Source organism: Lacticaseibacillus sp. 22, assembly GCF_055413445.1.
Genome location: NZ_JBVAYD010000022.1, coordinates 15,704 through 31,092, shown reverse-complemented (window position 1 = coordinate 31,092; position 15,389 = coordinate 15,704). Strand labels below are relative to the sequence as shown.

General features: G+C 47.1%; 16 protein-coding genes. 15 read left to right on the top strand and 1 reads right to left on the bottom strand.

Annotation, left to right across the window (positions count from 1 at the left end; all coding sequences use genetic code 11):
* The first annotated feature begins 645 nt into the window (after positions 1 to 645).
* The 7 genes from ulaG (at position 646) to ACWP87_RS10245 (ending at position 7,130) form a co-directional block, all read left to right on the top strand.
* Positions 646 to 1,716 (top strand): L-ascorbate 6-phosphate lactonase, encoded by a 1,071-nt coding sequence (gene ulaG, locus ACWP87_RS10275; protein ID WP_014570172.1) that lies wholly within the window; start codon positions 646 to 648, stop codon positions 1,714 to 1,716.
* A gap of 23 nt (positions 1,717 to 1,739) precedes the next feature.
* Positions 1,740 to 2,198 (top strand): PTS sugar transporter subunit IIA, encoded by a 459-nt coding sequence (locus ACWP87_RS10270; RefSeq protein WP_014570171.1) that lies wholly within the window; start codon positions 1,740 to 1,742, stop codon positions 2,196 to 2,198.
* A 19-nt stretch (positions 2,199 to 2,217) separates the two neighbouring features.
* Complete coding sequence (locus ACWP87_RS10265) at positions 2,218 to 3,738, top strand: PTS ascorbate transporter subunit IIC (RefSeq protein WP_005687769.1); 1,521 nt, start codon at positions 2,218 to 2,220, stop codon at positions 3,736 to 3,738.
* A 72-nt stretch (positions 3,739 to 3,810) separates the two neighbouring features.
* On the top strand, positions 3,811 to 4,104 hold the full coding sequence (locus ACWP87_RS10260; protein ID WP_005687767.1) for a PTS sugar transporter subunit IIB: 294 nt from the start codon (positions 3,811 to 3,813) through the stop codon (positions 4,102 to 4,104).
* Positions 4,105 to 4,442: 338 nt separating this feature from the next.
* Entirely contained in the window at positions 4,443 to 5,084 is a 642-nt protein-coding gene (locus ACWP87_RS10255; protein ID WP_005687764.1) for a 3-keto-L-gulonate-6-phosphate decarboxylase UlaD, read from the top strand.
* A gap of 67 nt (positions 5,085 to 5,151) precedes the next feature.
* The gene (locus ACWP87_RS10250; RefSeq protein WP_005712191.1) at positions 5,152 to 5,931 is read left to right on the top strand and encodes a DeoR/GlpR family DNA-binding transcription regulator; all 780 of its coding nucleotides are present in this window, start codon (positions 5,152 to 5,154) and stop codon (positions 5,929 to 5,931) included.
* Between the two features lie 311 nt (positions 5,932 to 6,242).
* Positions 6,243 to 7,130: an L-ribulose-5-phosphate 3-epimerase gene (locus ACWP87_RS10245; RefSeq protein ID WP_015765089.1), complete on the top strand. Its 888-nt coding sequence runs from the start codon at positions 6,243 to 6,245 to the stop codon at positions 7,128 to 7,130.
* 66 nt (positions 7,131 to 7,196) lie between these two features.
* On the opposite strand, the gene ACWP87_RS10240 is transcribed toward ACWP87_RS10245, so the two are convergent.
* Positions 7,197 to 8,018, bottom strand: coding sequence for a Cof-type HAD-IIB family hydrolase (locus ACWP87_RS10240; protein ID WP_005687759.1), 822 nt, complete (start codon positions 8,016 to 8,018; stop codon positions 7,197 to 7,199).
* 196 nt (positions 8,019 to 8,214) lie between these two features.
* On the opposite strand from ACWP87_RS10240, the gene ACWP87_RS10235 reads away from it, so the two are divergent.
* The 8 genes from ACWP87_RS10235 to ACWP87_RS10200 all read left to right on the top strand — a co-directional run bounded on the left by ACWP87_RS10235 (position 8,215) and on the right by ACWP87_RS10200 (position 15,229).
* Complete coding sequence (locus tag ACWP87_RS10235; RefSeq protein ID WP_014571689.1) at positions 8,215 to 8,943, top strand: L-ribulose-5-phosphate 4-epimerase; 729 nt, start codon at positions 8,215 to 8,217, stop codon at positions 8,941 to 8,943.
* Between the two features lie 247 nt (positions 8,944 to 9,190).
* The gene (locus ACWP87_RS10230; protein WP_005687752.1) at positions 9,191 to 9,991 is read left to right on the top strand and encodes an SDR family oxidoreductase; all 801 of its coding nucleotides are present in this window, start codon (positions 9,191 to 9,193) and stop codon (positions 9,989 to 9,991) included.
* A gap of 26 nt (positions 9,992 to 10,017) precedes the next feature.
* Positions 10,018 to 11,886, top strand: a complete 1,869-nt coding sequence (locus tag ACWP87_RS10225; protein WP_005687750.1) for a BglG family transcription antiterminator — start codon at positions 10,018 to 10,020, stop codon at positions 11,884 to 11,886.
* Positions 11,887 to 12,396, top strand: a complete 510-nt coding sequence (locus ACWP87_RS10220) for a transcriptional regulator GutM (RefSeq protein WP_005687749.1) — start codon at positions 11,887 to 11,889, stop codon at positions 12,394 to 12,396.
* 12 nt (positions 12,397 to 12,408) lie between these two features.
* The gene (gene srlA, locus ACWP87_RS10215) at positions 12,409 to 12,978 is read left to right on the top strand and encodes a PTS glucitol/sorbitol transporter subunit IIC (protein ID WP_005687747.1); all 570 of its coding nucleotides are present in this window, start codon (positions 12,409 to 12,411) and stop codon (positions 12,976 to 12,978) included.
* Positions 12,979 to 13,030: 52 nt separating this feature from the next.
* Complete coding sequence (gene srlE, locus ACWP87_RS10210; protein ID WP_005687745.1) at positions 13,031 to 14,146, top strand: PTS glucitol/sorbitol transporter subunit IIB; 1,116 nt, start codon at positions 13,031 to 13,033, stop codon at positions 14,144 to 14,146.
* Between the two features lie 27 nt (positions 14,147 to 14,173).
* Positions 14,174 to 14,554, top strand: a complete 381-nt coding sequence (locus tag ACWP87_RS10205; RefSeq protein ID WP_005687744.1) for a PTS glucitol/sorbitol transporter subunit IIA — start codon at positions 14,174 to 14,176, stop codon at positions 14,552 to 14,554.
* 3 nt (positions 14,555 to 14,557) lie between these two features.
* Entirely contained in the window at positions 14,558 to 15,229 is a 672-nt protein-coding gene (locus ACWP87_RS10200; protein ID WP_005687742.1) for a transaldolase family protein, read from the top strand.
* The last annotated feature ends 160 nt before the right edge of the window (positions 15,230 to 15,389 follow it).

The following is a 15,389-nucleotide window of genomic DNA, read 5'->3' as shown; positions in this document are numbered from 1 at the left end:
TTCTTGTTGGCATTTCATTGCTGCCAATCAGAACCAATGCGATAGGTAAATAAAAGTTAGGTATCCCAAAATAGTGAAGCAAAAATGAGTTGATATAACTGACGCATATTTTACTTGATTGATAGACGGTTTCCGAGCAACATACGCGCTTTTGGGTGGTGGCGAAAGTAATGAAATCTTAAAGAATCGTCAAAATATTCAGAAACGGTTCGCGCCCTATTTTGCCGAATAATTTGTTTAATTTAAATTCAAATAGCGTTTAATAAATCTACTAGTAAAAGTGGATAAATTTATGCACGAAGGATGGTGGTACTGATTAGACAATTTCTGAAGATAAGGTTTATAGATTAAATCAGGTTTAACTAAATTGTGATGCTTTTTACAGACATGGTCGCAAATTTTTCCAACGAGAATTCTGGCTCGTTTTTTAGGTTGGCAGTTATTTCAACATGTATTTTATGTATTTATCCAATACGGAATATGATTTGATTCATAAAAATAAGCCGATCGTCTTTGCTAAGATGCATATAAAGTTCATAAAAGGTCATATAATCCGCAAAAGGTGCATATAGCAGTGTTGTAAGCGCAATCAATATTCCATAACATAAAAAGTGAAATCGGGAAACGAATTTAAGGAGGAACATCATGGCAGATAAGACGATCAATAACGTGACGCGCGAAGACTGGATTCTTAACACTTTTCCAGAATGGGGTACTTGGTTGAATGAAGAAATCGCGGATAAACAGGTCAAAGCAGGGACTTTTTCAATGTGGTGGCTGGGATGTACCGGCATCTGGTTGAAGACGGCAGAAGCAACCAACATTTTAGTTGATATGTGGTGCGGCACTGGTAAGCGGTCGCATGGTAGCGGGATGATGCGCAAAGGTCACCAAATGATGCGGATGAGCGGGGTGCAGCAGATGCAGCCAAACCTGCGCAACCAGCCATTTGTGATTGACCCATTTGCCATTAAGAATGTGGATGCGCTGTTTGTGAGTCATATTCATAGCGATCATCTCGACATCAACACCGCTGCAGCAGTTAATGCCAATTGCCCGGATGCAAAATTCTATGGGCCGGAAAAAGTTTGTGAAATTTGGCAAGGCTGGGGCGTTCCGGCTGAAAAGACGGTGGTTGTCAAACCGGGGGATGTTGTGACAATTGGCGAAACCAAGGTCAAAGTGCTTGAAAGTTTTGATCGGACCGCATTAGTGACCGAAGACGATCCGAATGTTCACCTTGCGGGTAAACTGCCACAGGATATGAACAAGATTGCCGTCAACTATCTGTTTGAAACCACGGGCGGGAATTTATACCACGCCGCAGATTCGCATTACTCCAACCTATTTGCCAAGCATGGTAACGAAAACAAAATTGACGTTGCGTTAGGGGCATACGGCGAAAATCCTCGTGGCATTACCGACAAAGTAACTTCAATCGATATTTTACGCATGGCTGAATCACTGAAGACAAAAGTCGTTATTCCGGTTCATTACGATATCTGGACAAACTTTATGGCTGACCCGAAGGAAATCGAAGCGCTATGGAAAATGCGGAAAGACCGGCTGCAATACAAGTTCAAGCCGTTTATCTGGCAAGTCGGCGGTGAATTCACTTTTCCAGATGACAAGGATCGGATGGAATTCATGTATGACCGCGGCTTCCACGATACATTCTCGGTACCAAATGATACGCCATTCCCGGCATTTCTATAAAACAGGTGAGGTGGGGATCAACAATGTTACTGAAAGACTTTTTGGACAAGGATTTGGTCGATATTCGGCCCGAACCGGTAAAAGATTGGCACGATGCCTTGCAACAAGCAGCCGGTAAACTGATTGAGCATCAATACATTTTGCCGGGTTATGTAGATGAAATTATCGGCAATGTTGAGAAGAACGGCCCATATATCGTGATTGTGCCCGGCGTTGCGATGCCGCATGCGATGGCAGAAAGCGAAAATGTTTTGGGGACGGCGATTGGGTTTGCCAAATTCCCGGCGCCAGTTGTTTTCGATCCAGCTGATCCGGAAAAACAGGCGCAATTGTTCTTTACGTTAGCAGCAAAGGATCCAGAGCAGCACTTGCAAAATATTGGGGATCTTTCCGACTTGTTAATGACGGAAGGATTGATTGACCAACTGTTGGCCGTCAATAGCGTTGATGATTTTAAGGCGATTGTTGACGCGGGGAGCTGAAGGGGAAAGGTAGCACATCATGCAGCAAATTCTAGATTTCTTAGTGAGCGTATGGGATTATTTTGCGGCAAATATTTTGACGCAACCTGCTTACATGATCGGGTTTATCGTCTTACTCGGGTACATCTTGGAACGTAAGCCATTATACGAATCCATCGCCGGTTTCCTTAAAGCGGTGATTGGCTACATGATCTTAATGGTTGGGTCTGGCGGCTTGGTCAACAGCTTCCGACCAATTCTGACCGGGTTAAAAGATCGGTTCAACTTAACGGCAACGGTGATTGACCCATACTTCGGGCAAAACGCCGTGACGGAAGGGTTAGACAAGACATTTGGTCGAACTTTTGGCGATGTCATGTTGTTACTATTGTTTGCGTTTGTTTTCAATATTTTACTGGTACGGTTCCAGAAATGGACGAAACTGCGCGCGGTGTTTACGACAGGTAATGTGCAGGTGCAACAAGCAGCCACGGCGTTTTGGATTCTGCTGTTTTGCTTCCCGCAAATGGGCCGGATCGAAGTTTTACTCGTGATGGGCGTTGTCTTGGGACTTTACTGGGCAGTTGGTTCGAACATGACCGTGCGTTATACCCAGGATTTGACCGATGGCGGCGGGTTTGCAGTCGCGCATCAACAAATGTTTGGGATTGCCTTCGTATCGTGGCTGGCAGACAAGTTTAAGGCGCATGAAGTGAAGGCCAAGAAAAAGGCACGGCGGCTGGAAGACATTGAACTACCCGGCTTCCTCAAGATCTTCAATGAAAACATGGTCGCTACCGGAATTCTAATGCTATTTTTCTTCGGCATCATTATGTTAATTCTTGGTCGGGATTATTTTATCGGCGTGTTTACGGCTTCAAAAGGGGCCTCTGGTTTGGCGCCAAATGGCAGTTTCCTGTTTTATATCATGACCACATCACTTGGATTTGCGGTTAACCTCACGATTCTGCAACTCGGGGTTCGGACCTTCGTCGGTGAACTGACGGAAAGCTTTACCGGCATTTCCGACCGGCTGTTGCCAGGTTCGGTTCCGGGGATTGACGTGGCTGCGACCTTCGCATTTGGCGAACCCAACGCCGTCACAATCGGGTTCCTGTTTGGGGCATTAGGCCAGTTTCTCGCAATCGGCGCCTTGCTCCTGTTCCATTCGCCAACGATTATCATTGCCGGCTTTATCCCGCTCTTCTTTGATAATGCAGCCTTTGGGGTCTTTGCTAACCGGCGAGCCGGGGCAAAGGCGGCGATGATCCTGCCATTCTTCAGCGGTCTGATCCAAGTCTTCGGCGCAGCGCTCATTGCCACCTGGATCGGGTTATCGAAGTTTGGCGGCTACCTCGGCATGTTCGACTGGGATACCGTATGGCCATTCTTCACTGTCTTGATGAAGATCTTGGGCATTGCCGGCATCGTGGTGGTTGTCTTAATCCTCGTCTTGATTCCCCAACTCGAATATCGGCATGATCCGAAAAACTACTTCTTAATGGTCACCGATTATGAGCAATATAAGGAAAATGTCGCAAAGAAAAAAGAAGCTCAGTAGTCTTTTCAACTCGGGTCTCGACGTAAAAAGTGAATGAGACCAAGCTAACGCAAAATATGGAGGAAAAATATCATGAAAATCTTAGTATCGTGTGCAAATGGTTCAGGGACCAGTCTGATGATGATGCGTAGTGTGCAGAAAGCCTTTAAGCGGTTGAATCTGCCAATTACCCAAATTGAACACACCAACTTGGCAGAAGGTAAAAGCACGGCTAAACAATATGACATGGTCTTCACCACCACAAACTTTGTCGACATGTTCAAAGATGCCAAGGAAAAAGGCGTTCAGGTGATTGGCGTTAAGAATGTGATGAGTGATAAAGAAGTTGAACAACGAGTGCGTGAAGATACGGATTTGGTGAAATAGTGAGCGCGAGCCGGCGCGGTTAGGGATCGGAGTGTAAGTGGCCTTGGACGTGATGGCCCGGGTTTGGCCATTGCGACCAAGGTCCTTACATGCAGATCCCTGCGCCGGGGAGCGCGTTATGGAAAGCTGAGCGTGAGCCAGCGCGGTTAGAAGTCGGAGTGTAAGTGGCCTCAGACGTGATGGCCCGGGTTTGGTCATTGCGGCTGAGGTCCTTACACGCAGACTTCTGCGCGGGCGAACGCGTTATGACAGGCGCGAGTCGGCCGTGAGCTGGCGTCTTATCAATCATCACGTTAACAGAACAGTCATAGCAATATGGCAGACAAGGAGGAACGATTTTGGCTAAACCAAATTTACAGGTGGCTTTGGATAACAACACTTTGGAAAGTGCGTTAGGCGATATTCGCGCAGTTGGCAACATTGTCGACATTGTGGAAGCGGGCACCATTTTGATCTTGCAGGAAGGAACGATTGCGGTACGTGCGTTGCGGGCGTTGTTCCCGGATAAAGTGGTGATTGCCGATACAAAATGTGCCGATGCCGGATCTACCGTAGCCAAGAATATGGCGGATGCAGGTGCTGATTGGATGACGTGTATCTGTTCCGCAACAATTCCAACGATTCAGGCGGCCCAGAAGCAGGTTAAAGAAATTCAGATCGAATTATATGGCAACTGGACCAAAGAAGATGCTCAATCCTGGTTGGACATTGGCGTTACCCAGGCAATTTATCACCAAAGCCGCGATGCCTTGCTTTCCGGGGGCTCATGGGGTGAAAAGGATCTTGCTAAGGTGAAGATGTTGGTAGATATGGGCTTTCGGGTTTCCGTAACCGGTGGCTTGAGCGTGGACACATTGAAGTTATTTGCAGGTGTCGATGTTTATACGTTCATTGCAGGCCGGGCGATCACTCAGGCACCTGATCCAGCCAAAGCGGCCACAGATTTCCAGAATGAAATTATTCGCATCTGGGGTAAATAAGACGAATTGATTTTTATGATGACGCGTTCGTTAGCTTCTAAGCGCGGCGGTCTAGGTTTATGAGGTGATGATGGTGAAAAACTCGATGGTGAATGTTCAAGCACGGCGAGAGAAGATCCTAAAAGCGGTGGATCAAGGCGAGCCGGTGGTGGTAGAACAATTGGCCCGGCAGTTTGACGTTTCGATTACCACTTTGCGCCGCGACTTGAAAGCCTTGGCAGAAATGGGGCAGGTTCACTGGCATCACGGGCTGGTTGAAAAGGCTAACGTTGCAACGCCTGCCAATCATGCCTCGCGTTCCGGCATTGAACTGTTGAAGGATACGATTGCGGCTGCGGTCCCGAGCTATATTGTCAAAAACAGTACGTTATTCGTGAATTCCAGTTCGCTGTGCTGGCGGGCGATTAATCAATTGGCAACGATGCCTTTGACGATCATCACCAATAATATCCGAGCCACCGAATGTGTCCGCCATCCGGAAACTTCAATTATCTTGACTGGTGGCGAAATTCGCTACCCTAAAGAGTCGTTGGTGGGGACGGTTGCGGTTCAGATTCTTGAGACGATGCAGTCGGATTTCACGTTGATCGGCTGCGATGGTATCAGTGAAAAAGGCGGCGTCACGACACAGAATATTTTTGAGGCTCAGGTGAATGCCACCATGATCAGGCGGACGAAACAGAAAGTAATTTGCGTGGCTGATTATCGCAAGGTCGGGGTTACCAGCAATTATCATGTTGCGGATTTGGCTGCGGTCGATGTGTTGATCACGGATAATTTTGCCAATGAAAAAGCAGTGCGTGACTTGCGCCGTCAAGGAATTGATGTTGTGCAGGTTGCTAATTAACTATTCAGAAACAGCAAGCTGGCGAAGGCCCTTAGCTTAGCCGATCCAGCCTAACAATTCGGTTGATCGGTCATGGACAAAAGGCGCCCGCCAGCTTTTTGTTGCCAAAAATAGGGGATGAGTGGGCGATATAGGCAGTTTGATGCTAAGTGCGCCGGCTCGCGCTCAGCTCACCATAACGCGCTCCCCGGCGCAGAAGCCTGCGTGTAAGGACCCCAGTCGCAATGACCAAGCCCGGGTCATCACGTCTGAGGCCGCTTACACGCCGACTTCTAAGCGCGCCGGCTCGCGCTCACAAGGAGGGAATATTTGTGATTTCACTAGGAATTTACGAAAAAGCACTGCCCAGGACCGAATCTTGGGTTGAACGGTTGAAAATGGTCCGGGATTTGGGTTTCAACTTTTTGGAGTTATCGGTTGATGAAAGTGACGAACGGTTGGCCCGGTTGGATTGGACGGCAGCAAAACGGGCGAAGGTGCGTGATGCTTGTTGGCAAACAGGGGTGCGGATCCATACCTTAATGTTAAGCGGCCATCGTCGGTTTCCATTAGGCTCGGCAGACCCGGCGATCCGTGAAAAAAGTCTGACGATGTTATGTAAGGCGATTGATTTGGCTAGTGATCTGGGCGTTCGCAATGTTCAACTAGCCGGTTATGACGTCTACTATGAGCCGAAAACCTTAGCTTCACGAGAATATTTTATCGAGAACCTGAAGCGCGGTGTGGCCTATGCCGCGGCTAAAGAAGTGATGCTGGCAATTGAGACGATGGACGATCCGTTTTTGAATTCACTTTCCAAGATTAAGACGATTAAAGATGAGATTCCGAGTCCGTGGTTGCAGGCGTATCCGGATCTTGGCAACTTGTCAGCCTGGCCGGAAAACAATGTCGGTCGCGAGCTTGAACTGGGAATTGCAAACATCGTCTCGGTTCATTTGAAGGATACCCAAGCGGTGACGGTAAAAAGCAAAGGGCAATTCCGCGATGTCCCGTTTGGCGCTGGCGTGGTGGACTTTGCCGGCTGCCTGCGTACGCTCAAACGCCTTGATTACAGCGGCGCCTTTACGATCGAGATGTGGACGGAAAAGGCCGCCGATCCGATCCAAGAAGTGAAGCAGGCCAAGGACTTTTTCGATCCGCTGTTTGTGCAGGCTGGTTTTGTTCAGGAGCCAGTGGCAAAAACCAATGTCCCATCATGAAGCGCCTGCTGACCTGCACACGAAAAAAGCCGCCAATTGCTTGCCGGCTTTAGACGATTCATTTAACTATAGGCGAATGGCAGTGGGGCTGATCTGGAAGTAATCGATTAAATAGTTGGCAACCCCGTCATCATCATTTGAGCCCACGGTAATGTCCGCAATTTGTTTGATTTCAGGAATCGCGTTACCCATGGCCACCCCGATGCCGGCATACTCTAGCATGTCTTTGTCATTTTCCTCATCGCCAAATGCGGCCAGTTGTTCGCGCGGGATGCGGTAAAAGTTGAGTGCGGCTTTTAAACCGTTCATCTTATTGACATTTGGCGGCAGGATTTCAAGTAGTGTGCGCCGGGATCGCGTGACGGTCAGCTGCTTGAGTGACTGGGCAGCGTCTGATGCGGCATCAATCATAGCAGGCTCGCCTGCAACCACGACTTTGAAAATCGGAAGCTTGGCCGGCACTTTACTGAACGTGGTATCGATAAACGGCATCTGCTTAGGAATCATCGTCTGATAGCTTGATTTACCAAATTCGGTGAGTGAATACACTTCATCTTCGGCAACAATATCGAGCTTAAACCCGTTTTCCTTAACGAGGTCATACACCGGCTTGATCTGTTCCTTGCTCAAGGTGTTTGCCTTAATGACGGTGTGATCACGAACTAGGCGAACCAAACCGCCGTTGAAGCAGACGCACACATCATCATTTTTGGTCACATGCAATTCGTCCAAGAAGGGCTTCAGCGTGGCAAAAGGGCGCCCCGAACAAAGAATAATGCGAATGCCTTTGCGATTCAGGTAACGAAGCACGTCGCGATTGGTGACACTGATTTCTTTATTGCTGTTCAGTAACGTGTTGTCCATATCAAGTGCAATGGCTTTGAGCATAAGTAAACTTCCTTTCCGACTTTACGTGGTTATGTCCCATTATATCAGAGTTTTTGCCTTTAAAACCGCTTTCATAGATTTTGCAAATGAAAACCTATCGTTACTTTTAAGCGGTGGTGCCTAAAGCGACATGTTAAATCGGACCGCGCTGTATCACAGTAACGCGGTTGATGAATTGAGAAGGGGTGTTTTAACAATGTTAGAAAAATTGAAGCAAGAAGTTTATGCCGCTAATATGCAGTTACCAAAGTTGGATCTGGTTACCTTTACTTGGGGGAACGTCTCAGGAATTGACCGCGAGCAAGGCCTGTTTGTCATCAAGCCTTCCGGGGTCGATTACGAGGACTTAACGCCTGATGACATGGTGGTGGTGAATCTCCAAGGCGAAGTTGTCGAAGGCCAGTTGAATCCTTCAAGCGACACGCCAACCCACACCGTTTTGTACAATGCCTTTCCTGACATTGGCGGAATTGTCCATACCCATTCACCGTGGGCCGTTGCATTTGCTTCGGCGCACATGGATATTCCGAATTTGAATACCACTGCGGCGGATACGTTTTATGGTGATGTTCCCATTTCGGAAGCCTTGACCCAACAAGAGATTGAAGAAGCTTACGAGGAAAATACAGGCAAGGTTATCGTCAAAACTTTCAAGGATCGCGGCATTGATCATAACGCAGTCCCCGCTGTTTTAGTCAGCCAGCATGGGCCATTCAGCTGGGGCGCGACTCCTGCGAAGGCGGTTTATAATGCCAAAGTTTTGGAAGTGATCGCCGAAATGGATTATCATGCATTGACTTTGACGCATCAGGATGTGCACTTGCCGCAGTATTTATTGGATAAACATTATTATCGGAAGCATGGGGCCAATGCGTATTACGGTCAGGACGGAGCAAAGTCAATGAGCCATGCGACAAAAGCGTGAGTGTTGGGTGAAGGCAATTTTGTTATATTATTCTGATAACCAAGTTTATAGATAAACGTGGAACAACACAAGAAAACAATAGCAGATGGATCTTTCGTAAGTTACGAAAGATCCATCTGCTTTTTTATAATCCTGAAACTAAACGACATGGTTCACGAATTTTCAGGGTCGATGGAAAATCACTGGATTAAGCCTAGCCAAAGAAAACGCTACCATAAAAACGAAAGATGAAAAGGAGCGATAGCATATGTCTGATTGGTTAGGCTTAGATGGTAAGACGATTGTTGTAACGGGTGGCTCATCAGGAATTGGGGCCGCGATTGTTAAAGAACTTATTCATAACGGTGCCAATGTAGTTAACGGCGATCTGAAGGAAGGCGACTTGAAAGATCCGAAGCTGACTTACGTTCATACCGATGTCACGGATCCGGAAGCGGTTGAAAATCTAGCTGCTACGGCCGAAAAAATAAACGGTGAAATCTGGGGCGTTGTCAACAATGCAGGCATCAATAAACCGCGGATTTTGGTTGACCCCAAAGATCCGCATGGCAAGTATGAACTGAACGTGCCAACGTTTGAGCAGATTTTCAGTGTTAATGTCAAAAGCGTGTTCTTGGTTTCTCAGGCAGTGGTGCGGCGAATGGTGAAGCAAGGCCACGGTGTCGTGGTCAATATGTCTTCTGAAGCCGGTTTGGAAGGCTCTGTTGGTCAAAGTGTTTATTCGGCAAGTAAAGGCGCGATTAATGGGTTTACGCGTTCATGGGCTAAAGAGTTGGGTAAATACAACATTCGCGTGGTCGGGGTTGCCCCGGGGATTATGGAAGCAACCGGCTTGCGGACACCGAGCTATGAAGAAGCCTTGGCATATACGCGCGATACCACGGTTGACGCCATTCGCGCCGGTTATCGTTCGACTTCGACTACGCCATTGGGTCGCAGTGGGAAACTCAGTGAAGTAGCGGATTTGGTGAACTACTTCTTATCGAATCGAGCAAGTTATATCACGGGCGTTACAACAAATGTGGCAGGAGGCAAATCGCGCGGCTAATCGGTAATTTGGAGGAGGTCACCTGATTGAATAGTTTGGATTATCGGCTTTTGCGTTATCTTTTGGCAAATGGTACCTCCAGCCTGGACAAATTGGCTGAAAGCGAGAATGTTTCGACACGCACGATGCAAAAATATATCCATGAACTAGGCGAGTCGTTGGGGGATGCAGCCGAAATTCGCATTAACAAAAGCGGGTACTTCCTGCATATTCTGAATTATCGAAAATTTTCACTGATTCAGTCAGGCGTGTTCAAGCAAAACATTGATAATAACGACAAGCAAAAACGGCAGGCGGAGATTCTGTTTCGGTTGATCAAAGAACGGAAATTTGTACCCATGGACGAGATTGCCGACCAGCTGACCGTGAGTCGTGGCACACTTCTAAAAGATTTAGACGCGTGTCGGCACTGGTTAAAAAATTACGATCTTGGCATTGAAAGTGCAACGAGTCGCGGCATTAAGCTGCAGGTGGGCTCAACGGTCGATTTAACGATGCTGATTTATAACCACTTATTCGACTATGTACAGGCAAGGCTTTTTGACGATAAGACTTTAGTCGCGGCGGTGATTAGCCGACTCAATGCGGCCAAGATCAAAACGAGTACCACCCAGATCTTCCAAAAGGTGATGCAAATTGTCGTTTTCCTGAAGCGTCATCACTATGAACTTAACGGCATCAGCAAGTATTACACGAACTTAATGGAAGATTCACCTTTGTTCATTAACATCATTGCGGACATTGAGGATCGGTGTCGGGTCAAGTTCAATCAGGAAGAATATAACTTTTTGGCGTTTCCGTTTAACCTGTATGCAAATAAATTATTATCAGCAGAAAAGTTAGCCCAAAAGGTACAGGCAAACAAAGTCATTTTCGATCGAATTGCGGCTGACATTCGGACCTTGGTTGATGCCAAAATTGATTATGATCAGTTTTATCAAACGACGAAGTATCATTTGATTTTTCTGATCAATCGCGGCATTTTTCATATTTCGCCATCGGATTATTTAACCGATAAGATGCTTCAGCGGTTTCAGTTAGCGGCCGATATGGCGATGGTGATGATTGATAAGCTGGAAGAAATTTTAGGGATTCACATTGCGGATGTTGAGATTAATTATTTGACCGTTTACTTCGAAATGGCGCTGCAACATGCGGATCGGGCGTCGCTGGATCAGCCGCAAGTTGGATTCTTTTCAAGCATGGGGCAAAGCGTGTTGCAATATTTGCAAAGTCAATTGAACACCATGTTTGAATCGCAAGTCAGCATTCGGACTTTTCAGGATGAGACCGATATTCTTGCCCATCAGGATCAACTCATCATGGTTTTTACAGACCGGCCATTGGCATTCAGATTGAAAGTTCCCGTGGTCATGATTGGCGACATTTTTCGGGATCGGGTGCTTGAGACGAAGGTGCGCGCCTCGGCTGTGCAACATGAAATTGATGCTGGCCGCATTATCTGGCGGGCGCAAATCTATGACAATCACCCGGGGCAATCGTATGAAGCTGTTTTGCGCGCGACGCTTCAGGCAGATTGCCAGGCAGGATTGGTCGATGCCGGTTTTATCGAGCGGCTCATTCAACATGAAGCCACCACCAAGTTTGTGCTTGATAATGGCGCGGCGATTCCCCATGCGATTGCCGATATTGATCAGAATCGCTTGTTTCTGCATCTGAGTGTGTTGACACATGCCATCACGATTGGCGGCAAGTCCGTTAGTTATATTTTTGTCATCGGGATTCCGCGGACCTTAGGCAAAAAAGCGTTGGAGGACTTATCCATGTTGTATGATTTGCTGTTTTTGCTGGCGGTGAATGAAACGGCGATGGCTAATCTTCAGAAAATTACAGACAGTCGCGATCCGTTAACCATTGTAACGGAGGGATTATGAATGAACATTTTGATACTAGGTATTTTTGTGGCTGCCGCCTTTTTATTGCAGGCGTTAATGGGCTATTTTCAAATTCGTAATTTTGCCCGCAATTATCATGCAGTTCGTCAGGAAGGCCGCGTCTTAATCGGTAAGAATCCGCGGCGTTTTCGGCAAGGCAGTCTGATGTTGATTGGGTTGGATCACGATGATCGGATTCAGGAAATTCGGGTGATGAAAGGGTTGAGCGTTTTTAGCCGGTTTCGCGAAGTTGCTCAATTTGATGGTGAGTTAGTCGCTGAAGTCGGCGCTGATTATACGGCCCTGCAGAAGCTGAGTCGGACCGAGCGTGAGTGTTTTCTGAATGCTTACCGTAATTATGTGAATTATAAAACGAATAATCTTAGTTTCGAAGATTTTGATACGAGCCGCGTCAGCATGTTTGCACTGCCGATTTTTAATGAGATCGGTCAGCGCATCAAAGCATTGCCTGATGCATTGGCGCATGTTTTTAGAAAAAATACGATCTAAGGGGATGCCATCATGCAATACATTTCTGACTTTGCCGCTGGCTTTATGAAGCTGTTTCAAACTGGCGGCAAGACGTTTATTAGCTGGATGACCAACATTGTGCCGGTTGTGCTGCTGTTGTTGGTACTGATGAATACGATTATTGCCTTTATCGGGGAAGAACGCATCGAACGGTTTGCCCAAAAAGCAAGTCGTAATGTGTTAATGCGTTATCTGGTTTTACCTTTTCTTGCGGCGTTCATGCTGGGCAATCCAATGTGTTTCACGTTGGCTCGGTTCCTGCCTGAATACTACAAGCCTAGTTATTATGCCGCTCAAGCCCAGTTTTGTCATACGAGTAATGGCGTCTTCCCGCATATCAATCCAGGTGAACTGTTTGTCTGGTTGGGGATTGCGCAAGGGGTGCAAAAACTCGGACTGAATCAAATGGATCTGGCTATTCGCTATATGTTAGTCGGGATTGTCATGAACTTTATCGGTGGCTGGATTACCGACTTCACAACTGCTTATGTTTCCAAGCAAACTGGCATTACTCTGAGCAAAACCGTTGATCTGTCTGCACGTAACGGCCAAGAAGTTTAGCAGCGGTCATAGCGTGAAGTTGAAGTGATTTTAAAATGAGGAGATTAGGATCATGGCTGAGAAAAAATGGCATAGCATTCAAGTCGTTAAAGGATCAGGCGGCTATGGCGGGCCGTTGACAATTACACCGACCGAACAGAAGCATAAGTTTATCTACGTGACAGGCGGTAACCGGCCGGCCATCGTGGACAAAATTGCGGAATTGACCGGAATGGAAGCCGTCGATGGATTTAAAACATCCATTCCTGAAGACGAAACGGCATTGGCGATCATTGACTGTGGCGGAACGCTGCGCTGTGGGATTTATCCGAAGAAAAATATCTTAACCATCAATGTGTTGCCCACCGGAAAATCCGGACCACTGGCAAAATATATTGTGCCTAAATTGTATGTTTCCAATGTTGATGTGAATCAGATTACCGCATTGCCGGATGATGCTGTTCCGGATCAGGCGTTAAATGGCGTTCCATTTGACCAGCGCGGTGAAGCCGGCAAGCAGCATGCTGCCTTGGCAGAAGCAGGGTCGGCGGCAACAACGACCACAGAAAAGCAAACAGCAGCAGCCGACGAGCAAGCTGCTGAAGCTCGCGAAGCCAAGTTTGACACGAACAAAACGATCACTGCCCAAATGAAAAAGCCTAACTTTATTGCTCGAATCGGAATTGGTGCCGGGAAGGTAATTGCGACTTTTAACCAAGCGGCAAAAGATTCTGTCCAGACCATGCTTAACACCGTAATTCCGTTTATGGCCTTTGTCGCGTTGCTAATCGGGATTATTCAGGGCTCAGGTTTAGGCAGTTGGTTTGCCAAACTCATGACGCCACTGGCTGGGAATGTTTTTGGCTTAATTGCGATTGGTTTTATCTGTTCCTTGCCATTCTTATCCCCAATTCTCGGTCCAGGCGCGGTTATTGCCCAAGTCATCGGGACGCTGATCGGGGTTGAAATCGGCCGTGGTAACATTCAACCGCAATATGCATTACCGGCACTGTTTGCCATTAATACGCAAAATGCGGCTGACTTCATTCCTGTTGGTTTAGGGCTTGAAGAAGCAGACTCAAAAACCGTTGAAGTCGGCGTGGTTTCAGTGTTGTATTCGCGGTTCTTAAACGGGGTACCCCGAGTCGTAGTCGCTTGGTTGGCAAGTTTTGGTTTGTATGCAAAATAAAGCAGGATTTTTAGAGAGGTGAGTGCGGTGTCGTCAGTAGCAACAGTGAAATATGAAACCACCATTCTTGAAGTTGGTTCCGAAGCGCGCGGGTTTAAGGATATTAACATGGCGATTCTTTTTGGAGATGAGGCGCCTGACGCGTTGCGATCATCCTGCTTCATTATCAAAGTGAATCAAATTCTTGAGCCGATTAAGCCCGGCGATGTGATGATGTTTGGTGATCAGACTTATGCCATTACGGCGGTGGGCAACGAAGTCAATACGAACTTAGGCAATTTAGGCCACACCGCGATTGTTTTTGACGGTGCGACCACACCGGAACTGGCCGGATCACTGTACTTGGAGAAAAAGCCCTATCCGGATTTGGATGTCGGCACCGTCATTAAGGTTATGAAGGGGGAATAAGCGATGTTCATTGATACTGCTAATCTCAGCCAGATTAAGGAAATGTTGCAGTTTAACCAGTTTGAAGGCGTTACGACTAATCCTAAGTTGTTGCTTAAGGAAGGCCAGCCGCGTTTTGAACAGCTGACTAAGATTCGCGCCTTAAAGCCCGGCGTTTTATTCGTTCAGCTGGTGGGTGATACCAAGGACGAACTGTTGGCTGATTATCATGAATTGCGCCGCCGTTTTCCGGACACGGATGATACCCGAATGGCGTTTAAAGTGCCGCTGTTTGAACCGGGCTATCAGGCAATCTCTGCAATTAGGGATAAAAAGCCCGATGAATGTCTGCTGGGAACGGCCGTATATTCAACGCGCCAAGGCTTCATGGCTTGCGTTGTGGATTGCGACTATATCGCGCCATACGTGAATCGCATGGAGCAGCTCGACATTGATCCATATAAAATGATCGCCGAGACCCACAGCTTTTATCAAAGTACCGATACGCATATTAAGATCATGGGGGCAAGTTTCAAAAACGCCTCACAAGTCATGGCCGCGATCAAAGCCGGCGCTGCTAATGTGACGATCAGTTATGATATCTTTAAACAGCTAATGACAAACGCAGCTGCTAACGATGCGATTCGGGTGTTCAATGAAGAAGGACGCCAGCTTGATAGGACCGCGGGAGTTTAAGAGAAAAAGCACTAGCAAAATAAAGATGCCTCTTGTTGCCGAAAGTTGAGCAACAGGAGGCTTTTTTGATGAACGCAAGCCGCTGCGATTAGTGACGATGAGGTAAGTTATGGGGTTTTGTGGATGTGCCACCTAACTATTTATTATTTTATGTGAAGCA